The following is a 19,745-nucleotide window of genomic DNA, read 5'->3' as shown; positions in this document are numbered from 1 at the left end:
ACATGCCCGACCCCACGTCTGGCACGCCGGTGCCCGGCTCCCTCGGGCCCCGCCAGCGTGCGCGAGATCTGGATCGCCTCCGAGACGAAGAGTTCGACGTGCTCGTCATCGGGGGCGGCATCACCGGCGTCGGCTGCGCGCTCGACGCCGCCACCCGCGGTCTTCGTGTGGCCCTCGTCGAACAGCGAGACATCGCCAGCGGCACGTCCAGCCGCTCGTCGAAGCTCCTCCACGGCGGCCTGCGCTACCTCGAACAGCGCGACTTCGCCCTGGTGCGCGAGGCACTCCACGAGCGGGGGCTGCTCACGAAGAAGGTCTGTCCGCACCTCGTGCGCCCGGTCACGTTCCTGATCCCGCTCACGCATCGCATCTGGCAGCGCCTCTACTACGGCGCCGGAGTGCTGCTCTACGACCTGCTCGCCTGGACCGGAAAGAACCCGCTCCCCCGCCATCGCCACCTCTCCCGTCAGAAGGCGCTCGAGCTCGTGCCGGGCTTACGGCGCTCGTCGCTCATCGGCGGCATCGTCTACTCCGACGCGCAGATCGACGACGCCCGCCACACGCTCGCCGTTGCGCGCACGGCGGCTCGCCATGGCGCGGCGATCGCCACCAGCACCCAGGTCACCGGTCTCGTGTTCGACCCCGACGCCGAGCAGCCGACCGTGATCGGCGCCGAACTCATCGACCTCGAATCGGACGCCACGGTCACGTGTAGGGCGAAGAAGGTGGTCAACGCCACCGGCGTGTGGATCGACGACATCCAGGACATGGCCGGGCCTGCGGGTCTGACGGTGCGGGCCGCCAAGGGTGTCCACATCGTCGTGCCCCGTGCGTGCATCGAGAGCGACAGCGGCATCGTCCTGAAGACCCCCCGCAGCGTGCTCTTCATCATCCCGTGGGGCGTGCACTGGCTCATCGGCACGACCGACACCGACTGGGAGTTCGACCGCGCCCACCCGGCCGCGTCACAGGCCGACATCGACTACATCCTCGATCAGGCCAACGCCGCCCTCGAACGTCCGCTCACCGAGGACGACATCGTCGGGGTCTACGCCGGCCTGCGTCCCCTGGTCAGCGGCGAAACCGACGACGACACCACGAAGATCAGCCGTGAACACGCAGTGGCGCAGCCGGTGCCGGGTCTCATCTCGATCGCCGGCGGCAAGTACACGACCTACCGGGTGATGGCGGCCGACACGATCGACATGGTCGCCGAAGGCCTCGACCATCGCGTGCCGCCATCGTGCACGGAGGACGTCACCGTGGTCGGCAGCGAGGGCTGGGCGGGCTGGTCGACCCGGGCCGCGGAGATCGCGCGCCACCATGCGTTGCCCGAGCCGCTGGTCACCCGGCTGCTCTGGCGCCACGGCAGCCGCGTGCCCGACGTGCTCGAGATCATCGACGAAGACCCGGCGTTCGCCACGGTGCTCGGCGATCTCTACCTGGCGGCCGAGGTCGTCCATGCGGCGCGCCACGAGGGTGCCCTGCACCTCGAGGACGTCCTCGCCCGCCGCCTGCGGATCTCGATCGAAGCCGAGGAACGGGGCACGGACATCGCCGCCGCGGCGGCGGGTCTGATGGCTCGCGAACTCGGTTGGGACGCCGTGCGCGAGCGCGACGAGATCACAGCCTGGAACCGTCGCGTCCACGCGGAACGAGCCGCCAACGACGCCCCCGACGATGCGTCGGCCGACGCGTTGCGACGACGAGCCGTCGACGCCCGCGGCCTGATCGACGTCGACCACCCCGAATAGCCCCGGTCCCGGCATCTCGGGGCCGTACACTTCGAGTCGATGTCCAGCTCCTTCGGCACCCTTTTCCGCCTCAGCACCTTCGGCGAGTCCCACGGTGGCGGCGTCGGCGTGGTCATCGACGGGGTTCCACCTCGCCTCCCGATCAGCGTCGAGGAGATCCAGGCCGACCTCGATCGGCGACGTCCCGGCCAGAGCCGTCTGGTCACCCAGCGCGACGAGGCCGACCGGGCCGAGATCCTCTCCGGCGTGTTCGAGGGCTACACCACCGGCACCCCCCTGGCCGTGCTCGTGCGCAACAAGGACCACAACAGCGGCGCCTACGACCATCTGAAGGACGTCTACCGCCCGTCCCACGCCGACTTCACCTACGACGCCAAGTACGGCTTCCGCAACTGGGCCGGCGGTGGTCGGGCCAGCGCCCGCGAAACCATCGGCCGAGTCGCTGCGGCTGCCGTTGCCCGCAAGCTCCTGGCCCAGGTCGCCGGCATCGAGGTGCTCGCCTGGGTCCAGTCGGTGGGCACCATCGACGCCTCGGTCGACGGCGCCGCCGTCTCGCTCGCCGACGTCGAGGCCGACCCCACCCGCTGTCCCGATCCGGCCGCTGCTGCCGAAATGACCGGTGCGATCGAGCAGGCGCGCCGCAACGGCGACTCGCTCGGCGGCGTGGTCGCCTGTGTCGCCCGGCGCGTCCCCGCCGGTCTGGGCGAACCGGTCTTCGACAAGCTCGACGCCGACCTCGCCGGTGGCCTGATGTCGTTGCCCGCAGCGAAGGGAATCGAGATCGGCAGCGGATTCGCGGGCACGCTGATGACGGGCCTGGCCCACAACGATCCGTTCGCGCCGGGTCCCGACGGTCCCCGCACCACGACCAACCACAGCGGCGGCATACAGGGCGGAATCTCCAACGGCGAGGACATCACCTGTCGGGTCGCCTTCAAGCCCACGGGCACGATCGCCAGCGAACAGGACACCGTGACACGAGCGGGTGAGGCCACCACCCTCGCCGCCAGGGGCCGCCACGATCCGTGCGTACTCCCCCGGGCGGTGCCGATGGTCGAGGCGATGGTGCTGCTCACCCTGGCCGACCACTGGCTCCGCCAGCGCGCCGTCGACGTGCTGCCACAACTCGACGTGCGCCCCTGAGCTGCGCCACACTCGGCGCCTCATGGAGTTCCAACTCTTTCTTCCCCAGATGCGGATGACGCTGCCGACGATGGTCGAACGCGTGCAGGTCGCCGTCGATGCCGGCTTCGGCGGTGTGGCGCTGATGGATCATCTCGCGCCACCGATGGCCGAGTCCCAGCCCATGTGGGACGCCATGGTGGCCGCGTCGTGGATCGGGGCGAACACCACGGGCACCGTCGGCCATCTCGTGCTCTGTGATGCATTCCGTCACCCGGCCGTGCTGGCCCGCCAGGCCGTGAGTCTCGACCATGCCACCGCGGGCCGCTTCGAGCTGGGCATCGGATGGGGCAGCGTCCCCACGGAGTTCACCACGTTCGGCGTGGGCGAGACCGCCGCCCGGGCCCGCGTCGACCGGCTCACGGAGACGCTCGAGGTCGTCCAAGCGCTCTGGTCGGGCGAGCCGGTCTCCTACGAGGGTGAGCACCATTCGCTCGTCGATGCGCAACAGTCACCGGCTCCAGAGCACCACATTCCGATCGTGATCGGCGGCGCGGGCCCCCGCACGCTGGACCTGGTCGCCCGGTTCGCCGACTGGTGGAACCTCCCGATCCACAAGCTCGATCAGTTCGACGAGTTGCGAGCGAAGACCGGCAACGCCCGTCCTTCGCTGCAGGAACGGGTGACCTTCGTGCCCGAGGGTGGCGACCGCGAGGAAATCGTGGGCAAGGCCATGCAGCGATTCTCCGACACCGGCCACGCCGTCGGCACCGCCGACGAACTCATCGAGCACTTCGCCGCCCGGGCCGAGGCCGGTATCGAGCGGATCTACGTCTGGACCAGCGACTTCGCCGACCCCGACACCCTCACCGAATTCGGAGAAACCGTCATCACCCCTCTCCCCTGACCGTCCCCTTCCCGTGCGCGGGCGGGTCAGCGGTTGTTGTGGGAGAAGTGTTGGTAGTCGACGGTCGTGGTCCAGTTGCCGCCCCACCCCCAGCCGATCGACGCGAATGCGTCGGTGACCACGTCACCGGCGACGATCAGGCCGGGCACGGAGGGATCCCGGTCGACGTAGGGCGCACCCGCCGGAGGGTCGACACGGCTGCCCCGCACCCAGGGGTTCACGAGCGGGTTGATGTCGATCGCCCCGCCGTAGGCGTGCTGGCTCCACACCCCCGGCCGACCGTCGATCTCTCGACAGTTGAAGGCGGAGGTGTTGTTCGCCCGCATCGATGCGTTGTCGTCGCCGCCGAACTCGGTGATCGGCCGCATGGACAGGATCGGAAAGCGGGCCGCGAAGAGCTTCTCGAAGACGCCGACGACATCGTCGGCATGGTCGGCGTGCACCACCAGCGACCCGCCGATCGCTTCCGCGCGGTCGTCCCAGTGGGTCAGGTCGAGCCAGCGCAGGTCCTCGATGTCCACCGGGCACCCCGACCGCCACGACGCCCCCAGGTCCTCGGCGGTCGCCGGCCGCACCGTCGATGAGAACGCGGCCACGGTCGTCGTGGGGACGGTCGTCGTGGGGACGGTCGTCGGCGACGACGCGGTGGTCGTGGGCTCGGTCGGGTCGGTCGTCGACGGCATCGACGCGTCCTCCTCGTCGTGTCCACTGTCGCCACAGGCGCTGGGCGCCATCAGGCAGGCCAGCCCCACCAGTATCGTCAGGGTTCGTTGCGCCACGTCCACGAGTCTCGCGCCGGAACCGACGAGAATCGTGCCCACATGTCAACGCAAGTCGGGTCTCGGGCGTCTGTAGGGGGTGAGGAGGCGCGATGTACACCATCTCCGGAGCCCCGCACCCGGTCATGACCGATCCACTGACGACACACCACTCGATCGAGGCGCTCTTCACCGAGCACTATCGCGGGCTCGTGCGTCTGGTTTCCGGCCTGCTCGACGACAACGAGACGTGCGAGGAGATCGTGCAGGACGCGTTCGCCGCGCTGCTCCGGGGCCACCGCACCGCCGAAGCCGGCCGGGAGGCCGCGTACCTTCGTTCGGCGGTTCTGAACGGCGCTCGCTCGCAGCTGCGCAAGCGCCGAGTGCGGCGCCGCCACCTGCGCTCGCTCTCCCCCACGGCGGAGACCACCGACGCGGCGGAGACCGCTGCGGTGGCGGCCCTCGAGCACCAACGAGTGCTCGAAGCCATCCGCGACCTGCCGAGACGGCAGAGCGAGGTGCTGCTCCTGCGCTACCAGGCCGACCTCACCGAGATCGAGATCGCCGAGACGCTCGGCATCAGCCCCGGCTCGGTGAAGACCCATGCGAGTCGCGGCGTCGCCGCGGTACGCGACCGACTCCAGGAGCCCGCATGAGTGATCATTCACCCGACCCGACCGAAGACCAGATCCGCCGCGCCCTGCGCGCCCGAGCAAACGAGACCACAGTGAGCCCCAATGCCATGGACGACATCGAACGACAAGCAGCCCGACGATCGTGGGCCCGGCCGGTCGGCTACAGCGCCGTGGCGGCCGTCGTCGTGCTCATCGCCGGCATCGCCCTACTGAACCTGCCCGACGACGATCCCGACGTCGTGAACGAAGCCGACACGACCACCACCGTGCCGGACTACCCCACGGACCCCACGACGACGTCGACGACTGCGCCCGACACAGCGCCAACCACGAGCGTGCCTGCGCCCCCTGCTGACGGGGTCAACCAGGGCGGTCTCGGCGAGCCCCTCGCAGCCGACCCGTCCGCGGTGCTGGCCGCCGGCCTCGAGTTGTGGCGTGACGACGCGATCACCGACGCCGACGCGTTGGCTACGGCGTACGCAACCACTCAACTCGGCATCGAGGACCCCTCGCTCAGCGAGACCACGATCGGCCTCGAGAGTTCCACAATCGGCACCGAGATCCAGTCCTTCGGGGTCCACCGCCGGGCCGAGTCGGGCGACATCATGGAGAGCTTCGCCTTCAAGATCGTCGTCGCGGTCGACGACCGAGGCCCGGCAGTGACCCATGTCGTGAGCGATTCGTTCCGCATCGACATCGTGGAGGAGAACTCCGTCGGCTCACTGCGCATCACCGGCGGGGGTGTCGCCTTCGAAGGCACCGCAGTGCTACGCGTCGAGGACGTCGGCGAGACGCTCATCAGCGTCGGCGGTGTCGAGTTCGACCAGTTCTCGGTGATCGTGCCCCGCCCGGCCGACGACGGCCCCGTCACCGTGCTCATCGAGGGCACCACCGTGGCCGACAACGAGGTCCCGGAGTTCACGGCCTATCGGACCGTTCCCGTCGCCACCCAGACGACACTGAGCGTCTTCGGCGTCGCCGACGACGACGTGCTCAACGTCCGCGATGGTGCCGGCGTGAGCAACGAGATCGTGTACGAGCTCGCACCCGATGCCACCGGCCTGGTGCCCACCGGCGCCACCGAGGTCGTCGACGACGACAGCTGGTGGGAGATCGACGCCGACGGTCAGCGAGGCTGGGTCAACAGCCGATACCTCGTGACCCGCCGCCCTCCACCGCCGTCCCTTCTCGACTGGGTCAACGACCTCATGCTGCAGGACGGCCTCGACCCGAGTGCCCTGGCGAACCAGTCGGAGTTCGGCGGCATCGGTGTCTTCGCCGACTTCCCGACCCCGTGGACCGCGATCGATCGCAACGAGCTCGGCGAGCTCCACAACTGGAGCCCCGACGGCACCGACGACCGCAGCTGTGACTGCGAGCTGACGGTCGAGGAGTTCCTCGGCTTCGACACGGCCGAGTGGGAACTCGCCGAATACACCATCGGCACCGATGTGGCGATCGACGACCCGAACTTCTTCTACTCGGTCGGTCTGCCGCCCGAATTCTTCGATCGGTTCACCACCGCCACGGCGTTCATCCCCGAGCCCAACCCGCAGGATTCGCTCGACTGGCGGCGCTACACCGTGGTGATCGACTTCGTCGACGGCTCGCCCACGATCCGGGGCATCTGGCGCTGGGGCTGGACGCCCTGAGTCAGGCCGCGAGCGTGAGGTCTTCGACCAGGCCGAATCGGGCAGCCAATGCGGCGGCCTCCAGCTCGAGTTCGGCCGCTCGGCGCCGGTAGGTGGTCGACAGCGGTGCCGAGATGTCCGCAGCGCTCACACGCAGATCGGCAGCCTTGGACCGCAGCAGGCTCACGTCGAGCAGCATGCGGCCGTCGATCTGGGAGGCCGTGGGAGTCTGCGTGGTGGGGGTGGAGGTGATGATCGACATGGTTTCGCCCTTCTCTGTCGTGATCGTTACAACCTCGCCGATCACCCCCCTGTTCCGGCCGGAGCCGAGACAGTGGTCACACGCTCAGACGAAAGGCGGCGCGGTCACCACGGCGGGCACGTCGGTGCCCCGCACGTCGATCGTGACCGCCGTGCCGGCCTCGATGTCGGGCGGCAGGAACGCCAGGGCGATCCCCTGCTCGAGCACGGGTGAGAAGTTTCCGCTGCTGATGGTGCCGATCTCGGTGTCTCCCAGGCGCACGGACTGACCTTCCCGCGGCGGACGGCGCCCGTCGACCACGAGCCCGGTGAGCAGCCGATCGACACCTCGCTCCTTCTGGGCCAGCAGCGCTGATCGACCCCGGAAGTCGTCCTTCTCGAAGCGCACGACCCAGCCCAGGCCGGCATCGAGTGAGGTGATACCCGGCCCGAGTTCGTGCCCGTGCAGCGGCAGGCCGGCCTCGAGTCGCAGCGTGTCGCGGGCGCCGAGTCCGGCCGGCGCGATGCCGGTGGTGCGCACCAGGTCCCAGACCGCCGCAGCGGCGTCGACCGGTGCGGCGATCTCCAGTCCGTCCTCGCCCGTGTAGCCGGTGCCGGCCACGATGACCGGATGACCGGCGATCTCGACTTCGGCAACCCGGAAACGGCCGATGGCGGCCGCCTCGGGGGCGACCGTGGCCAGACGCTCACGGGCGTTGGGACCCTGCACCGCCAATACGGCTCGGCTGCCGGTGACATCGACGATCTCGGGAGCCGTCGGGCCGTCGGCCAGCGCCTTCTCCACACGGCTGGTGTTGGAGGCGTTGGGCATCACGTCGAACCGGTCGACGTCGAGCCACCAGACGATGATGTCGTCGAGCACGGAGGCGTCCGACGGGTCGAGCAGATGGGTGTACTGGGCCCGGCCGGGCTCGATCCGGCCGAGATCGTTCGTGAACGCCCACTGCAACGCGTCCAGGGCGCCCTCGCCGCTCACCCGAACCGTGCCGAGGTGCGAGACGTCGAAGACCACCGCGTCGCTGCGACAGGCCGCGTGCTCGGCCAACGTGCCCTCGCCGTAGGAGAGCGGCATCTCCCAACCGCCGAACGGCACCATCTTGGCACCGAGCGCTACGTGGGCGTCGTGAAGCGGCGAGCGACGATCGTTGGACACGGAGATCTCCGGAGTTCGTGGACGACGGCGCCTACGCGGCGTCGGCCAGACCGTACTTCGCGCCGAGCCGCTCGAGGTCCTTGCGATAGAGGATCTTGACGGTGACGTCGGGCCGTAGCTCCTGCAGCCGCCGGATCTTGCGGTGCTTGCCGGTGACCAACGGTTGCCGCAGCGTCGTCAGCTCGATGTAGGTGTCGAAGTCCGGCAGGTAGAAGTCGGGGGTGAACGCCGACGTGGGGTTTCCGTCGTCGTCGGACGCGAGCACGAACGTGGTGGGTTCGTAGTGCCAGCGGATGCCGTAGCTGTCGAGGAGCGACGCGACCTCGCGTTCGGACGAATGGGCGAACGAGACCACGGGGCTCAGGCGTCGCCTGCGGCCTTGGGCATCTCGACGACCACACCGGCCATGTCGGGATAGAGCGACACGATGCGGGCGTCGACCTCGTCCTTCACACCGGCCAGCGGCAGCACGTTGAGTACGCCCTGACCGTTCTGGAGGAGATCGATCAATTCCTCGCCCGTGTTGACGAGTACCGAGTTGGAGCCGTCGATCACGAGGTTGGCCGAGGCCACGTCTTCGCCGAGGTGGTTGCGCATGTAGGCGAAGACCTTGCGCACCTGTTCGAGGCGAATGCCCGAATCCAACAGGCTCTTGATGACCTTCAACTCGAGGAGGTCACGATAGGAGTACTGCCGACGGCTGCCCGAGCCACTGGCGTCGGCCAGCGAGGGTCGAACCAGATCGGTACGGGCCCAGTAGTCGAGCTGTCGATAGGTGATGTCGACGATCTCCGCCGTGCGCTTGCCACTGAAGCCGGTCTCGCCTGCCATGTTGCGGTCTCCCTGTTGCAGTGATTGCCGCGGTTGCGGCGCCGGCCTCGATGGTCCGAGCGTGACATCGACGAAATTACGTCGTTGTGAGTGGCCTGACAATACGACGGGTGGCTGCGCCGGTCAACGACCCCGCGCGATTCTGCGCGCGGAGCGCGCGAACAGGCGAGATGCCCGCCGACGGCGCTCAGTCCTCGAAGTCCTCGGGGGTGATGTTGTCGAGGAACTCCATGAACTCCTCGACGACCTCTTCGGCGGGCGGTTCCTCGGGCGCGGTGTCGTCGGTCTCGGTGAAGCCCACCTCGTCGATCACCGCGGTCTCGACGAAGATCGGCGTGCCGGTTCGGGCCGCCACTGCGATGGCGTCGGAGGGCCGGCTGGAGATCACGTGGGCTTCGCCGTCGCGCCGTAGGTGGATCTCGGCGAAGAAGGTCTTGTCGTGGAGGTCGGTGATGACCACCCGCTCGACGTCGACCGCGAGCTCCTCAAGGATGTCGCGTAGGAGGTCGTGGGTCATCGGTCGCGGGGTGTCGACACCGTCGAGGGCCAGCGCGATCGCCGTCGCCTCGGGCGCGCCGATGTAGATCGGGACCGTGCGGCCCTGGCCGTCGCGCTCGCGCAACAGCACCATGGGCGCGTTCGTGGGCATCTCCACCCGTACGCCGAGGAGCTCCATCTCGTGCATGACGAACACCCTACGCCGGGTACAGGGCTGCGACGTAGGCATCGGGGTCGCGAGCGAGAACTTCGGGCTCGGCCACCGCCAACACCCGGGCATTGCGGTAGCGCCCCTCGTGGTCGAGTCCGTAGCCGACCACGAACTGGTCGGGAATCTGTACGCCCACGTGGTCGAGCTCGACCGGCACGACCCGCCGAGCGGGACGATCGACGAACGTACACACCGAGACCCGACTCGGATCACGCCGCTGCATCTCGGCCACGATGAACGCCGTGGTGAGGCCGGTGTCGACGATGTCCTCGACGATCACGACCTCGCGACCGGCGATGTCGATGTCGAGATCCTTGAGCATGCGCACCCGGCCGGTGTTGGGCGCATACGGGGTGAGGGCGAGGAAGTCGACCAGCGGTCGGATGGTCAGCGCCCGAGCCAGATCGGAGAGGAACGGCACGCTCCCCCGCAGCACGCCGGCGAGAACCACGCCGTCGGAGAAGTCGGCGCTGATCTCCGCGGCCAGCCGTTCGACCGTGGCGGCGATCGCCGCTTCGTCGAGAAGGACCGGAACCGCCGACGCAGCGTTGCTCGACGCAGCGTTGTTCGACTCACCCAAGCCGGAATCGCCCATGTCAGTCGAGCTGGTTGCCGAAACCTCGCCGGAGGATCGACCGGTGGATCGTCTCACCCAACGCGACGAGTTCGTTGAGTTCGGCCCGGGCCACCCGTTGCACCTCGCCGCCCTTCTTGAGTCGCGCGCTCACGAGCTGTTCGAGCACACCGGTCTCGCGATCCGCGGCCACCTTGAACATGCGCAGGTGACGGGGTTCGACCCCGCGTGCCTTGAACACTCCGGCCGCCTTCGCAACGACCAGCGCCTCGTGATCGAAGGTGTGACCCTCGCCGCCGTTGACCGGCCGGATGAGACCGAGCCGTTCGAGATCGGCCACGAGTCCGAGATCGACGCCGGCGCTCTCGGCGAGCTCGAGCGCGGACAGGCTCACCGACGCCGACGGCGTGTCGAGCGGGTCGCCGTCGGCGATGGGGGGCGCCGGTGGCACCTCGGCCGCGACCGGCCCCGGATCGGGTTCGACATCGGGTTCGGGCTCGGGTTCGGCATCGGCGGGCGCGTCGGATGCTTCGACGATCGCGACCGTCTCGACGACCGCAACCTCGGCCTCGGCGCCGTCGTCGTCGTCGAGCTCGGCCACCACGACAGTCTCGACCTCGACCACAGCTTCAGCCTCGATCTCGTCGGGGCGGGTGAACAGGGTGGGCTCGGGCAGGGGCCCGTCGGGTGGGGCGATGTCGGCCGTGGGATCGAACCCGGGTTCCTCCATCCGACGCTTGATGACCTTCAGCGGCAGATAGTGGTCACGCTGTTGCACGAGAATCCAGCGGAGCCGGTCGATGTCGCCGTCGTAGAACTTGCGGTAGCCCGAGGGGGTGCGCTCCGGGGCGATCAGGCCCTGACTCTCGAAGAAGCGGATCTTGGAGATGGTGACATCGGTGTGCTCGTCCTTGAGCATCGACAACACCTCACCGATCGAGTGATGACGAGCCTCAGCCATTCGGGTGCGCTCCCCTGCTCATGCGCTGCCCGTGCCGTGCACGAACACGAGCTTGTACTTGCCGACCTGGAGTTCGTCGCCGTCGACCAACTCACGATCATCGGCCCTCTCGCGGTTCACGTAGGTGCCGTTGAGCGATCCGACATCACGGACCCAGTAGCGGGCCCCCTCGCGTCGGACCTCGACATGACGTCGGGACACGGTGATGTCGTCGAGGAAGATGTCGCTCTCGGGGTGACGCCCGACGGTCACCCGGTCGGCGTCGAGTGCGTAGCGGGCACCCGCCTTGGGGCCGTGGGGCACCACGAACAGCCCCTCATGCTTGCCGAAGGCCGAACGGTCGATGTCGGACATGGCGTCGGAATCGACGTCGACCATGGGCAGATCGGAGGTGATGTCGTCTTTGGGAAGCCCCGTGCCACAGGAGGAACAGAAGTTGGCGGTTGCGAGATTGCCATGGCCGCACTCGCGGCAGACGAGATCACCCATGCTCACCCCTCGATGAGCGACGTGTAGGCGCCGGCGTCGAGCAGGGCGTCGAGCTCCGATGGATCCGACATCTCGATCGCGATCAGCCACCCGTCGCCATAGGCGTCGTCGTTGAGCTTCTCGGGGGTGTCGGTCAGTTGGGAATTGACCTCGATCACCTCGCCGGAGACGGGGGCATAGAGCTCGGAGACGGACTTCGTCGATTCCACCTCGCCGAACGACTCGGTGGCGCTGACGGTGGTGCCGCCATCGGGCAGGTCCACGTAGACCACGTCGCCCAGCGCGTCCTGGGCGTAGTCGGTGATCCCCACGCGAGCGATGTTGCCGTCGACCGCCACCCATTCATGGTCGGACGAGTATCGAAGTCCTTCTGGCACGTTCATGGTCGAGAACCTAACGCAAGACCCCGGGCCAGGCGCGCTGGTCAGGAACGAACCATCTGTTCGATACGCCGGACGTACTCGTCGGCCAGGCGTTCGGCCGACGCGAGGTCGTCGCCCTCGGCCGTCACCCGGGTGACCGGGTCGTCGGGATCGGGCAGCACGAGCGCCCAGCCCTCGGGATGATGGATGCGCACACCGTCGACCAGGTCGACGTCGCGATCGTTGGACTGCTCGACGAGGACTCTCATCACCGCGCCCTTCTGTTCCCACGGCGTGACCACCTCACGGGTGACCATGAACACCTCGGGCAGGGCATCGACCACGTCGCTCAGCTTGCGGCCGCTCGAGGCGAGGAGTCCGAGCAGCGACACGAACGTGGCCGTGGCGTCGAAGGCGGGCATGAACTCCGGCACGACGTAGCGGCCGTTGGTGTCGGCCGCGAAGCACACGAAGGGGTCGGACGCAGCGCTCATGATGGCGGCCCCGGACGTCTGGGTGAGCACGACCGAACCATTGTGAGCCTCGACCAGCCGGCCGGCTCTGGAGGTCATGGAGACCGGCAGCGCCACGCGGGCGCCGTCGAGGTCGTCGCCCATCAGGTCGATCAGCGCCAGGACGAGCTCGGTGTGGGCGAGCAGTCGTCCGGTGTCGTCGACCACACTCAGCAGCTGGCCGCCGGCCGAGAACATCACGCCGAGCCCGGCCGCCGACGAGATCACCATGTCGGCCACGACCTTGGCGTTGGCCTCGCGGTCGAAGTCGACGGCGCGCTGCGTGCTCGCGAAAGGATTGATCGCAAGTACCTCCGCGCCCAGCTTGGCGAGCAGGTTCGGCATGATGAACGACACCGCGCCGTTGCCGTAGTCGGCGACCACCTTGGTGCGAGCAGCCCGAATCGCCGGAAGATCGACCATCGACTCGAGCGCGGTCGCATAGTGCTCCAGCGCCCTCGGCGGATAGTCGATGTCGCCGATCTCGCTGGGGAGCACACGGCGGTAGTCCTCGCGATTGAAGATCCTCTCGATCTTGCGGTGGCCGTTCTCGGCCAGGTCGGCCCCGTCGCCGTCCATGAACTGGATCACGACGCTGTTGGGGTCGTTGCGTTCGAGGCGCAGCGCCACGGCACCGGCGATGGCGGGCCGCCGGGTGGTGAAGCGGGTGACCGGCAGGGGGACGACCTCGAGGTCCTGCACGGAGATCCCCGTGGCGTTGAGGCCGGCGTGGACGGCCCGCTTCAGCATGCGGGCCGACCGGGACGAGTCGCGAGCCGTGATGACCACGTCGCCCTGCTGGAGGGTGGAGCCGTAGGCCATCGCCAGACGCGTGGCGAGTTCGGGGGTGATGTCGACATTGGCGAGCCCCGACACACCGTCGCGGCCGAAAAGGCTGCGGGCGCCCTTGCTCTCCCAGACGATCGAGGTGTTGACCGCGGCGCCCGCCTCGATGGTCTTGAACGGATAGATCTTGACGTCGGAGCCGATCACCGCACCCTCGCCGACGAAGCATTCGTCGCCGATCACGGCACCCTCGTCGACCTTCACACCGGCCCGCAGATCACAGGCCCGTCCGATGACGGCGCCGCCCACGTTCACCCGTTCGGCGATGTAGGCGTTGTCGGCGATGACCGCTCTCTCGATGTCGGCGTCGGCCCGCACGCGTACGTTGGCCCCCAGGACGGTGTAGGGGCCGAGCCGCACCCCGGCCTCGATACGGCAGTTGTCACCGATCACGCCGGGCCCGGTGACGGTGGCCGTCGGATCGATCTTCACGTTGGTGCCGACGAAGAGACCCTCGGTCTGCTCGAAGCCGTCGATCGCCACCTTCACCCGACCGTCGAGGATGTCGCCATGGGCGCTGACGTAGCTCTCGAGATTGCCCACGTCCTCCCAGTAGCCCTCGGCCACGGCGCCGAAGAGCGGCTTCTCGTCGGCCAGGAGGGCTGGGAACACCTCGCTCGAGAAGTCGACGGGTCGGTCGGCCTCGATGTAGTCGAAGATCTCCGGTTCGAGAACGAAGATGCCCGAGTTGATGGTGTCGCTGAAGACCTGGCCCCAGCCCGGCTTCTCGAGGAACCGTTCGATCGAGCCGTCGTCGCGGGTGATCACGATGCCGAACTCGAGCGGATTGTCGACCCGGATCAGTCCGATCGTGGCGAGCGCGCCCTTGGCCTTGTGCGCCTCGACGATCTTCGTGAGGTCCACATCGGTGAGGACGTCACCGGAGATCACCAGGAACGGTTCGGTCAACTCGTCCATCGCGTTGCGCACCGACCCGGCGGTCCCGAGCGGCGTCTCCTCGACGGCGTAGGTCATCTTGACCCCGAACTCCGAGCCGTCGCCGAACCAGTTCCGGATGTGGTTCGCCATGAACGACACGGTGACGACGACCTCGTCGAACCCGTGTTGTTTCAGCAGATCGAGGATGTGCTCCATCATCGGCCGGTTGGCCAGGGGCATCATCGGTTTCGGAACGTTGGAGGTCAGCGGGCGAAGTCGAGTGCCCTCGCCGCCCGCCATGATCACGGCCTTCATACCGCCGAACCTAGTACGCGGAATTCCCCGTCAAGAGTCGTGCTCGGCGTTCGGCCGGCCGTAGGTCGATCGGCCCTATCTTCTGGCGCAGCTGAATTGGTGCACAGGCCCCGCCGACGGGAAAGGGTATGTCCGAGTCAGCTCCCGGATCGACGGGATGGACCCAGCGACCTCTCGTCGCAGCCGTACTCCGGTTGGTCATCTTCCTGCTGCCGTTGATCACCGCGATCGCGTTCATCTCCGTCGCGGACCGGGTCATCGAGCGGCCCGGAGGCCTGTTTCCCACGATCGCGTGGTTCGCCCTCCTGACCGCAGCGGTGATGGCGATCGTCTACATCGGCGACCGGATCCTGCGCCATCTTCTGCCGATCGTCGCCCTCTTCCGGTTGTCGCTCGTCTTTCCCGATCATGCTCCGTCGCGCTTCAAGCTCGCGATCCGCCACAACACCGTGCGACAGCTCCAGCGCAGCGTTGCCGAAGGCACACTCGACGAGCAGACGCCGCAGGAGGCGGCCGAGCATCTCCTCATGCTCGCCGCCGAACTCAATCGACACGATCGCTTGACCCGGGGCCACACCGAGCGGGTCCGGGCGTACTCCCTGATGATCGGCGAGGAGATGGGTCTCCCGGAGCACGAACTCGCGAAGCTCCATTGGGCCGGCCTGATCCACGATGTCGGCAAGCTGTCGGTGCCGCCAGAGATCCTTTGCAAGAACGGCCGCCCCGACGACGAGGAGTGGGCGATCCTGCGGAGCCATCCGGCGATGGGCGCGCACCTGGTCGAGCCCCTCCGGGGATGGCTCGGTTCCTGGGCTGATGCCGCCTCCCAACATCACGAACGCTGGGACGGGGGCGGCTATCCCAACGGGCTGGCCGCCGAGGAGATCTCGCTGTCGGGCCGCATCGTCGCAGTGGCCGATGCCTACGACGTGATCACCTCGGCTCGGTCCTACAAACCGCCCCACTCGGCCGAGTTCGGCCGCAAGGAGCTCGCGGCCAATGCCGGCACGCAGTTCGACCCGCAGGTCGTCCGGGCCTTCCTGAGCATCGGACTCGGCCGCCTGCGCCTCGTCATGGGCCCCATGTCGTGGCTCACCCAACTCCCGGTCATCGGTCAGACGCCGGTCGCCCCGGTCGCCACGACAGCCATCACCTCGGCCATGGCCGTGGTCGGCGCCGCCCTCAGCGGACTCATGCCCACCGTGGTCGACGAGCAGCCCGAACCCGCCGCGATCGGAGTCGAGTTCATCGCCGACGACGACATCGCCTACGTGGCCCCCGACCTCGCGCTGGCCACCTCGGAGGACGCGGAGATGACGGCCGACCTCGGCGATCTCCTCGGGTCGCCCGACAGTATCCGCCTGCTCTCGACGCCGAACGAAGGAACACTGCATCTCGGCGCCGACCAGATCCTCCGCTACACACCGGGTCCCGACGCCACCGGCACCGTGGTCGCCACCGTGGAGTCCTGCAAGAACGACCGGTGCACCACGTCGACCGTCACCATCGCCGTCACGAGCGTGAACGACGACCCCGTCGCCACTCCCGACACCGCAACGACGAATGAGGACTCCCCTGTCGTCATCGACGTGCTGGCCAACGACACCGATGCCGACGGCGACACGCTCGCGTTGCTCTCTGTCGCCCGGGTGGGCGGGTACATCGGCGATTCGGCGGCGATCGTCTCCAACGGTGTGCGCTACACACCGCCACCCGACGCCAACGGTCGAACGGTGCTCGAATACCAGATCGGCGATGGCAACGGCGGCAGCGCCACGGGACGGGTCACGGTCGACATCGTCCCGGTCAACGACGCGCCGAAGGCATCGGCCGATGGCGTCTCGACCCCCTACCGGACGGAGGTCCTCGTTCCGGTGCTCGCCAACGACACCGACGTCGACGGCGACCCGCTCACGATCGTCGCGATGAGCGACATCGTCGGCGGGACGGCGACCCACGACGGCGCGAACGTGACGTTCAAGCCCGCCGTCGGCTTCCAGGGAACGGGCTCGCTCCGCTACACCGTGCAGGATCCGGCCGGCGCCCGGGCGAGCGCCACTGCGACGATCATCGTCGGGGCCGCACCGGTGCGCATGGCCGCCTTCGCCGACACGGCTGCCGTTCTCGAGGACGGCAGCGCGCTCATCCACGTCCTCGCCAACGATCTCGCCGGGTCGGGAGGCGCCGACCTGTCCACGCTCGCGATCACCTCGGATCCGACCAGCGGCAGTGCCGTGGTCGAGAGCGGCAAGATCCGCTTCACCCCCGCGGCCGATCGCAACGGCGTCTCGACCTTCGAATACGAGATCTGCGATCTTGTCGGTTCGTGCAGCCGGGCGTGGGTGTCCGTCAGCGTCACGGCGGTCAACGACGCACCGTCCTTCACCGCGGGGTCACCGGTGACCGTCTCCGAGGACGCAGGCCTGGTCAGCCGGAGCGGGTGGGCCAGGACGATCTCCCCGGGACCCGCCGACGAGACCGGCCAATCCGTCGTGTTCTCCGTGAAGACCACCAACCCCTCGCTGTTCGTCACCGCACCCGCCGTCAGCCCGTCGGGCACCCTCACATTCCGGCCGAGGGCCGATGCGCACGGCACCGCGACGATCACCGTCACAGCGGCCGACAACGGCGGAACCTCGAACGGTGGGATCGACCGGTCGGACCCGGTGACCGCTCTCATCTCCGTGACCAGCGCCAACGACGCGCCGATCGCCAACGACGACTCGACGACGATCGCGGAGGACGCGCCGTTCGGGCTGTTGAATGTTCTGGCGAACGACACCGACAGCGACCTCGATTTCCTCTCGGTTTCGGGCTACGACGCGTCGGGCATCGAGTACGGCACACTCACGCTCCAGAGCGGTGGCGTGTTCCGTTTCGTACCCGGTGCCGACTGGAACGGCGTGATCACCTTCTCCTACACGGTGACCGATGGCGCCGGCGGCAGCGACAGCGCAGTCGGCCGGTTCACGGTCACTCCGGGGCCCGACGCACCGATCGCAGCCGACGACGGCTATGCCGGCGCCGAGGACACCGATCTCGTCGTCGTCGCTCCGGGCCTGCTCACGAACGACGGCGATCCCGACCGCGAACCGCTCACCGTCGAAACCACCCCGGTCGTCGTCCCCTCCGACGGCTCCGTCGTCCTCGCAGCCGACGGCTCGTTCACCTACACACCCGACCCCGGATTCGTCGGTACCGATACGTTCGTCTACCGCGTCCGCGATCCGGGGGGCTCCACCGACGTCGCCACCGTCCGGGTGCTCATCGACGACGGCATCTCCACTGTCAGCTGGTACCTCGACGACCGCGGCGGCTCGGCCGACGACTACGATCTCGTGGTTGCACCACCCGCCTCGAGCGATCCCGTCTTCGACGCCGACGGCGACGACGACCCCGGACTGACGATCGAGAAGAGCGGCAGCCTGCTCGGTCGCCTGTTCTCCCCGCCGGGTGACGAGTACCAGACCTGGACCCTTCCGGCGTCGGCCGGCACCGTCTCGCTCGACGGACCGGTCACCCTCCAGCTCTGGTCGAGCACCGCGGGTTTCCACGGGGATCACGACACCCATCCCTACATCTGGCTGTACGACTGCCTCGGCAGTAGCTGCACCTCCATCGCATCGACCGACTTCTTCGTCGAGGAATGGGGCGATGAGGACGACGAATGGTCGTACCGCGAGATCGATCTCGGCACCGTCACCCACGACGTGCTGCCCGGCCACGAACTCGTGCTCTGGGTCCAGTTCACCAAGCACGACATGTGGATCGCGATGACGGCCGACTACCCGAGCGCCCTGGTGCTCACCACCGCCAACGTGGCACCTGTGGCCGTCGATGATGCGGAAGCCGCGATCCTCGAGGACGCAGCCACCGTGAACATCGATGTGCTCGCCAACGACGTCGATCCCAACATCGATCCCACGAGCGTGACCATCACGTCGCCTGCGTCTCGCGGCACGGCGGTACCGCGCCCCGACGGCACCATCGACTACACCCCGACCGCCGACGCCAACGGCGCCGAGTCGTTCGACTACCAGGTGTGCGACAGCGTCGGGCTGTGCGCCACCGCGACGGTCTCCTTCACCATCACCGCGGTGAACGACGCCCCGAGCTTCACCGGCGGGCCCGACAGAACGGTTTTCCCGGGATCAGCAACGTTCGCCGGCTGGGCGTCGGCGATATCGGCCGGCGCAGCCAACGAATCGTCGCAGGTCCTCTCCTTCGTGGTCACCGGGAACACGAACCCTGGAATCTTCTCCGTCCCGCCGGCCGTCGACTCGTCGGGTGCCCTCACCTTCACCGGGTCCTCGTTCGGCACCTCGACCATCACGATCGAGCTCCGCGATGACGGCGGCGGGACCGACACGTCGACCCCGTTCGTCTTCACCGTCACTGTGGATGACCCCGACGACTAGGCCCGGTCGAGACGACCTTCGCGCAGCGCCGTGAGTCCGAGAGGGATGTACTGCGCGGCCGAGAGGTAGGAGTAGATCAGCGAGGGTATCGCACAGGCCCACCCGGCCCAGCGGAGGGCATCGGCGACACCCGCATCCGACGCGCCGCCGAGCAGCAGTGGGAAGGCGAAATACAGGCCGAAGGTCGCGCACTTGCCCCACCACGTGACGTCGATGCGGCGGGCACCGAGTGCCCCGAGCACGACGCCCGCGATGGCCACGAGCACTTCGCGGGCGAGCGTGAGGCCGACCAACCACCACGGCACCGACCCGTCGACCCCGACCGCGAACACACCCACGATCAACACCGCCCGGTCGGTCACCGGGTCGATCAGCTTCCCGAACTCGCTGACCACGTCGAACTTCCGGGCCCACCATCCGTCGACCCAGTCGGTGGCGCCGACGACGGCCCACAGGAGTGCCGCGCCCAGGCGGTCGTCTTCGCTGAACAGCAGCCAGAGAAACACGGGGATGCAGGCGAGGCGGGCCAGCGAGATGAGGTTGGGAACCGTGACGATCCGATCCTCGAAGATGCCGATCTGGCGGTCTCGCGGCGGCGGTTCGTCGGGGCTCACGGTGCGGAGCCTAC

At 68.3% G+C, this 19,745-nt stretch carries 18 protein-coding genes; 6 read left to right on the top strand and 12 right to left on the bottom strand.

All coding sequences use genetic code 11. The features are described from left to right. Nucleotides 1-2: 2 nt before the first annotated feature. From RIB98_16580 to RIB98_16570, 3 genes are read left to right on the top strand one after another with little or no spacing between them, the layout of a single operon-like run. Nucleotides 3-1,754, top strand: coding sequence for a glycerol-3-phosphate dehydrogenase/oxidase (locus RIB98_16580; GenBank protein MEQ8842600.1), 1,752 nt, complete (start codon nt 3-5; stop codon nt 1,752-1,754). 39 nt (nt 1,755-1,793) lie between these two features. After that, nucleotides 1,794-2,897 carry a chorismate synthase gene (gene aroC / locus RIB98_16575; GenBank protein ID MEQ8842599.1) on the top strand — a complete coding sequence of 368 codons (1,104 nt, stop codon included), beginning with the start codon at nt 1,794-1,796 and terminating at the stop codon, nt 2,895-2,897. A 22-nt stretch (nt 2,898-2,919) separates the two neighbouring features. Beyond that, a complete protein-coding gene (locus RIB98_16570) occupies nt 2,920-3,783 on the top strand; it encodes an LLM class flavin-dependent oxidoreductase (protein MEQ8842598.1) in 864 nt (287 codons plus the stop codon). A gap of 26 nt (nt 3,784-3,809) precedes the next feature. Here the strand turns inward: RIB98_16570 and RIB98_16565 are convergent, their stop codons facing one another. Beyond that, nucleotides 3,810-4,562, bottom strand: a complete 753-nt coding sequence (locus tag RIB98_16565; protein ID MEQ8842597.1) for a M15 family metallopeptidase — start codon at nt 4,560-4,562, stop codon at nt 3,810-3,812. 92 nt (nt 4,563-4,654) lie between these two features. Between RIB98_16565 and RIB98_16560 the strand changes: the two genes are divergently transcribed. Together RIB98_16560 and RIB98_16555 are read left to right on the top strand one after the other, a co-directional pair. Next, nucleotides 4,655-5,197, top strand: a complete 543-nt coding sequence (locus tag RIB98_16560) for a sigma-70 family RNA polymerase sigma factor (protein ID MEQ8842596.1) — start codon at nt 4,655-4,657, stop codon at nt 5,195-5,197. Further along, nucleotides 5,194-6,828 (top strand): SH3 domain-containing protein, encoded by a 1,635-nt coding sequence (locus tag RIB98_16555; GenBank protein ID MEQ8842595.1) that lies wholly within the window; start codon nt 5,194-5,196, stop codon nt 6,826-6,828. The genes RIB98_16560 and RIB98_16555 overlap by 4 nt, the downstream gene beginning before the upstream one ends. Before the next feature lies 1 nt (nt 6,829). Here RIB98_16555 and RIB98_16550 read toward each other — a convergent pair whose 3' ends face one another. The 10 genes from RIB98_16550 to RIB98_16505 all read right to left on the bottom strand — a co-directional run bounded on the left by RIB98_16550 (nt 6,830) and on the right by RIB98_16505 (nt 14,699). After that, complete coding sequence (locus RIB98_16550) at nt 6,830-7,069, bottom strand: hypothetical protein (protein MEQ8842594.1); 240 nt, start codon at nt 7,067-7,069, stop codon at nt 6,830-6,832. Nucleotides 7,070-7,153: 84 nt separating this feature from the next. Further along, nucleotides 7,154-8,221, bottom strand: coding sequence for a glycine cleavage system aminomethyltransferase GcvT (gcvT, locus tag RIB98_16545; GenBank protein MEQ8842593.1), 1,068 nt, complete (start codon nt 8,219-8,221; stop codon nt 7,154-7,156). 31 nt (nt 8,222-8,252) lie between these two features. Then, nucleotides 8,253-8,576 (bottom strand): hypothetical protein, encoded by a 324-nt coding sequence (locus RIB98_16540; protein ID MEQ8842592.1) that lies wholly within the window; start codon nt 8,574-8,576, stop codon nt 8,253-8,255. 5 nt (nt 8,577-8,581) lie between these two features. Then, the gene (locus RIB98_16535; protein MEQ8842591.1) at nt 8,582-9,052 is read right to left on the bottom strand and encodes a MerR family transcriptional regulator; all 471 of its coding nucleotides are present in this window, start codon (nt 9,050-9,052) and stop codon (nt 8,582-8,584) included. Between the two features lie 187 nt (nt 9,053-9,239). Beyond that, a complete protein-coding gene (locus RIB98_16530) occupies nt 9,240-9,737 on the bottom strand; it encodes a bifunctional nuclease family protein (protein ID MEQ8842590.1) in 498 nt (165 codons plus the stop codon). 10 nt (nt 9,738-9,747) lie between these two features. Further along, nucleotides 9,748-10,356, bottom strand: coding sequence for a hypoxanthine phosphoribosyltransferase (gene hpt / locus RIB98_16525; protein ID MEQ8842589.1), 609 nt, complete (start codon nt 10,354-10,356; stop codon nt 9,748-9,750). Between the two features lies 1 nt (nt 10,357). Further along, entirely contained in the window at nt 10,358-11,296 is a 939-nt protein-coding gene (locus RIB98_16520; protein ID MEQ8842588.1) for a MerR family transcriptional regulator, read from the bottom strand. 18 nt (nt 11,297-11,314) lie between these two features. Then, on the bottom strand, nt 11,315-11,785 hold the full coding sequence (locus tag RIB98_16515) for an FHA domain-containing protein (GenBank protein ID MEQ8842587.1): 471 nt from the start codon (nt 11,783-11,785) through the stop codon (nt 11,315-11,317). Between the two features lie 2 nt (nt 11,786-11,787). Then, nucleotides 11,788-12,168: a glycine cleavage system protein GcvH gene (gene gcvH, locus RIB98_16510; GenBank protein MEQ8842586.1), complete on the bottom strand. Its 381-nt coding sequence runs from the start codon at nt 12,166-12,168 to the stop codon at nt 11,788-11,790. A gap of 41 nt (nt 12,169-12,209) precedes the next feature. Beyond that, nucleotides 12,210-14,699 carry a sugar phosphate nucleotidyltransferase gene (locus RIB98_16505; GenBank protein ID MEQ8842585.1) on the bottom strand — a complete coding sequence of 830 codons (2,490 nt, stop codon included), beginning with the start codon at nt 14,697-14,699 and terminating at the stop codon, nt 12,210-12,212. 128 nt (nt 14,700-14,827) lie between these two features. Here RIB98_16505 and RIB98_16500 point away from each other — a divergent pair, with 128 nt between their 5' ends. Continuing rightward, on the top strand, nt 14,828-19,117 hold the full coding sequence (locus RIB98_16500; protein MEQ8842584.1) for an Ig-like domain-containing protein: 4,290 nt from the start codon (nt 14,828-14,830) through the stop codon (nt 19,115-19,117). On the opposite strand, the gene RIB98_16495 is transcribed toward RIB98_16500, so the two are convergent. Continuing rightward, nucleotides 19,114-19,731 (bottom strand): CDP-alcohol phosphatidyltransferase family protein, encoded by a 618-nt coding sequence (locus RIB98_16495; protein ID MEQ8842583.1) that lies wholly within the window; start codon nt 19,729-19,731, stop codon nt 19,114-19,116. The genes RIB98_16500 and RIB98_16495 overlap by 4 nt on opposite strands. Nucleotides 19,732-19,745 lie beyond the last annotated feature (14 nt).

This window comes from Acidimicrobiales bacterium (assembly GCA_040219515.1).
In the GTDB taxonomy this organism is placed as follows: domain Bacteria; phylum Actinomycetota; class Acidimicrobiia; order Acidimicrobiales; family Aldehydirespiratoraceae; genus JAJRXC01.
Note: the sequence above shows the minus strand (reverse complement) of the source record. Positions and strands in the feature narration are given on the sequence as shown.